Raw genomic sequence first — 3575 nt, 5'->3', positions numbered from 1 at the left:
CAACAGCGCCTGCCCGTCATCGTCCAGGTCGGCCAGTTTCGGGCTCGGCAGAGGTGCGGCCTGTGATCCCGGCGGGGCGGCTAAAGAAGAAGCGGCCACAACTGCATTGTCCATGTCCGGCAGCCCGGCCAGCTCCCGCAGCCGGCGGATAGCGATTTTCAGCGTGACGCCTTCTGTTTGTATCACCCAGTCCAGCACCGATCCCGCTGCGCCACAGCCAAAGCAGTGATACAGATTCTTAGCCGGCGATATCACCATTGAGGGCGTTTTCTCGTGATGGAACGGACAGCGCAGCACATAATCCTCACCGCGTTTTTTCATCGTACGGCCTTGCTTACGCACCAGCCCCAGCAATGAGACAGTTTGCTTTAAGTGGGCTAAATCGGTATCGGGAATGCGGGCCATCAGTAACCTCCTGTAAAAACCTGTCAATATGCTTTTATGGTTTCTTTATACATGCATATATGGTATGTTTCAAGCATCACGTTTAAACAAGGGGGTTAAAATGCTGGCTCTGTTTCCCTGGCGAGTAATTTCTATGGACTTTGGTAAACGTCTGGCAACCCTGCGTAAAGACCGCAAGCTCACTCAGGCCGCACTGGCGGAGAAAGTCGGTTGTCACGTGACAATGATCCGGCGTTATGAAGCTGACGAAGTACAACCGACACTGGAGATTATCCGCAAGCTCTCCCGTGCACTTTCTGTCAGTGCAGATACGCTGGTTTTTGACGAGAATGAGCGCAACCCGGATGAAGAACTGCGTTTGCAGTTTGAGGCTATCAGCCAGTTCACGCCGGAAGAGAAAGAAGTGGCAAGGGTGTTACTGGAGTCATTGATTTTAAAACACGATGCCAACCGTTTTGCCCGTAATAACAGCAGAGCGGGCACCGAGAAGTAAGACGTAAAACACGTGCGGCGATCCCGTGTTGGAGCACAGAACCGCCGCTAACCGTAAGCAACTATTGGAGTAGTTACTATGGCTAACCGCGATTGTAATGCAGATTGGAAGATTTCAAAAGCCCGGCGCAGCTATAAGGTGGGGTATACCAGCACCCGCCACGAAGATCGCAACACGGGTAGAACCCGCTATTACAGTCAGCATCCGAGCCTGCATCTTAAAGGCAACTGGCTGGAAGAAGCCGGGTTTACTACCGGACAGGCGGTGAACATCACCGTTGAACGGGGGCAGTTGATTATCCGGCTCGTTGAGAATAGTTGATGATTAAATTATCTCCCTGCTTTTATTGCAGGGAGATTTACTTTTAAATAAAATTTTTTTCTGGTAACTCAGATATCACTTTATTTACAGTTCCCTTTGGAAGTTCAATTTTTTTAGCACTAACTCCATAATCTGCACTGTATATTAATGCCTCTGTATTATTATTTATTAATAAATAAAAAAGATAAAAACCAACATCTGCTATTTCTAAAGGGCTTAAAAATACACCAATAGGATTAATTTCAGGCAGTTCCATATCATCAGAGTCAGTATCAAGCAACATTCCGTGGGAATGAGCCAAAACACTAATTAACTCTATATCATTGATATTTAAATTAATATCAAACGGTCTGGTATTTGAAATCTCAATTCCACTGTCTTTGAGATAATTAAATGCCATATGTAAAGTATAATTGGAACCCTTAGCTGGATAAATTTCATCATCAATAATGAAATTTAAAATACCAAACTTCCAATAGTTATCATCCGAATATTCGATAACATCATAAGATATGGAAAATAATGTCGGGTTACCATAAATCATTTTTTATTCCTCAGTTCTTTTATTTCCTTATTGAAATTTTTCAACTCACGATTACCAAGTGCATTATTCTTATCACCAGAACTACCGCTCCAATGGAAAGCACCCGTACCATCTTTACTTTCATTAAAGAATCGATGGATATCTCCCTGACTATCAATTGATAACCGAATCTTAGGATCTTTAGTTGGAATAGAACGTTCGAACAACTCTAATGAGTTTCTTGGTTCAACCCCTGCATTAGGCCTAAACCCTTGTGCACCAGGCGTATGTTTTGTATTAGATTTTATTTCAAATCCATTACTAGCTTTAGTCACTTCTGGTATTGGTAATCTTGAGTCATAGGCCTTGCTTTCCATGATGTGTGGTAAGTCAGGAGTGTCCGCTGTATTACCTGTGTGACTTGGTCCAGTGTTAATTTGGCCTACATTATTTCCGGTGTGATTTTCCCCAGTGTTAATTCGACCTTCTTCATTCCCGGTATGATTCGGAGCGACATTAATTTGGCCGGAGTTATTACCCGTATGACGAGGTAATTCTACAGGTAGTTGATTACCACCAGTATGAGCAGGAGCCGTGTTATTTAATGGCGGTAATCGATTACCCCATGTTTGTCTGCCGAACATTTCTGATGCCATGCCAACACCATCAATAATCTGTGAGTCCAGCCAGACTATTTGATCAGGTGACAACTTGGCGATTTTTTCCGGATCGCGGCTGATGCCTGCTTCCGTAGCTTCTTCTATCTGTTTATTTGTGAGCAGCAGATTTTGCGTGGCGCCGAGGGCAGTTAGTCCATTGCGACAGTTCGGGTTAGCCGCACACAGCTCAAAGGCTTCTCCAACCGCACTTTTGATAACTTTGGTTTGCAGTGAGTTATTCTCAATAACAACCCATTCCATTGCGAAGTTGACCGCCGGTCACCGATTTTCCTAATGCCCTCAGTCAGTTACAACCCGTTTTTTCCCGTGCTGCTTTGTCGCCGAACCCAAAACCCCCTGACGCGCTTTTCACCCCTGAACGCCGGTTTTTCCTGCCGTGCCATTGCCAGTGTAGCGGCTTTTTCGGCAACGGGCGAACGTCGCCCAACTTGTTTGGGCGGCGGGCACCCGTTCTGCGGGCGCGGGCGGCATAGAGCCCGCAAGCGGCGCCCCTGCGACGCTCGGGGGCACCGTGGCTTCGGGTTGCGCATGGCCTTGCATGACCACGAGGTTTTTTTCAGGGAAGCCCCTGGGGGCTGCATGGGGCGGCGATGGCGAGCACGGGGACGAGCAACGGAGCGCAGCGCAGTGCGAGCCGGGCGCAGCCAGTGCAGCGGGGTTGGGGCGGGGGGAAGTTAATGAGCGGAGGCCGCAGGCCGACCTGCCTTTAGGGGGGTTGGCCCAACGGTTGCACGGCAGCTAAAGAAGAACTCAGAGTTGCCGATGTCCGGCTCAGTCGGTTAGAGCATAAGGCGTCAGCCTTGTGCGCCACTCCCCGCAATGCCGACCCGCGGGGGCGCAAGACATAATGCCAATTATACGCATTAAGCCGCTCATCAATGCTCAGGCGGTTGCCCGGGCTTACCGGCGCAGTGCGTATAATTCCCCCCGCATTATGTTCAATAGGCGTTGGGCGGCCTGGACCGGCTCAACGGGGACGCCGGGGCTTGCGCCGCCTGACGACTATTTACCCCCGCGTGCGCCGAGGCTAACGGGCAGTCCGGCCACGGTCTGCCCTCACACCGAACCCGCCCAGCTTAACGGGGGCGGGCGGACGGTCAGCGGATATCGGGGTTTCAGGTCGGCGTCGGGCTGTCCGGCGGTGTGTCGGCGT

5 protein-coding genes are annotated in these 3575 nt (G+C 49.7%); 2 read left to right on the top strand and 3 right to left on the bottom strand.

From position 1 onward, the window contains the following. Nucleotides 1–405, bottom strand: a 405-nt coding sequence (locus CKY02_RS22575) for a CHC2 zinc finger domain-containing protein (protein WP_240002123.1), incomplete at its 3' end; no start/stop codon positions are given. 100 nt (nt 406–505) lie between these two features. Between CKY02_RS22575 and CKY02_RS22570 the strand changes: the two genes are divergently transcribed. Both CKY02_RS22570 and CKY02_RS22565 read left to right on the top strand, forming a co-directional pair. Continuing rightward, complete coding sequence (locus CKY02_RS22570) at nt 506–898, top strand: helix-turn-helix domain-containing protein (protein ID WP_240002122.1); 393 nt, start codon at nt 506–508, stop codon at nt 896–898. 78 nt (nt 899–976) lie between these two features. Then, entirely contained in the window at nt 977–1219 is a 243-nt protein-coding gene (locus tag CKY02_RS22565; RefSeq protein WP_112896961.1) for a SymE family type I addiction module toxin, read from the top strand. 43 nt (nt 1220–1262) lie between these two features. Here the strand turns inward: CKY02_RS22565 and CKY02_RS22560 are convergent, their stop codons facing one another. Next, nucleotides 1263–1763 carry an immunity 42 family protein gene (locus tag CKY02_RS22560; protein WP_112896960.1) on the bottom strand — a complete coding sequence of 167 codons (501 nt, stop codon included), beginning with the start codon at nt 1761–1763 and terminating at the stop codon, nt 1263–1265. After that, nucleotides 1760–2662, bottom strand: a complete 903-nt coding sequence (locus CKY02_RS26035) for a hypothetical protein (RefSeq protein WP_240002121.1) — start codon at nt 2660–2662, stop codon at nt 1760–1762. Before CKY02_RS26035 ends, CKY02_RS22560 begins: the two co-directional genes overlap by 4 nt. Nucleotides 2663–3575: the final 913 nt, after the last annotated feature.

It is taken from the genome of Photorhabdus bodei (assembly GCF_003287735.1).
Classification (GTDB): domain Bacteria; phylum Pseudomonadota; class Gammaproteobacteria; order Enterobacterales; family Enterobacteriaceae; genus Photorhabdus; species Photorhabdus kayaii.
This window is presented reverse-complemented; position numbering and strand designations above follow the sequence as displayed.

Coding starts and splice junctions, on each gene's coding strand:
- CKY02_RS22570 (WP_240002122.1), top strand. CDS start 506: ATGCTGGCTCTGTTTCCCTGGCGAGTAATTTCTATGGACTTTGGTAAA.
- CKY02_RS22565 (WP_112896961.1), top strand. CDS start 977: ATGGCTAACCGCGATTGTAATGCAGATTGGAAGATTTCAAAAGCCCGG.
- CKY02_RS22560 (WP_112896960.1), bottom strand. CDS start 1,763: ATGATTTATGGTAACCCGACATTATTTTCCATATCTTATGATGTTATC.
- CKY02_RS26035 (WP_240002121.1), bottom strand. CDS start 2,662: ATGGAATGGGTTGTTATTGAGAATAACTCACTGCAAACCAAAGTTATC.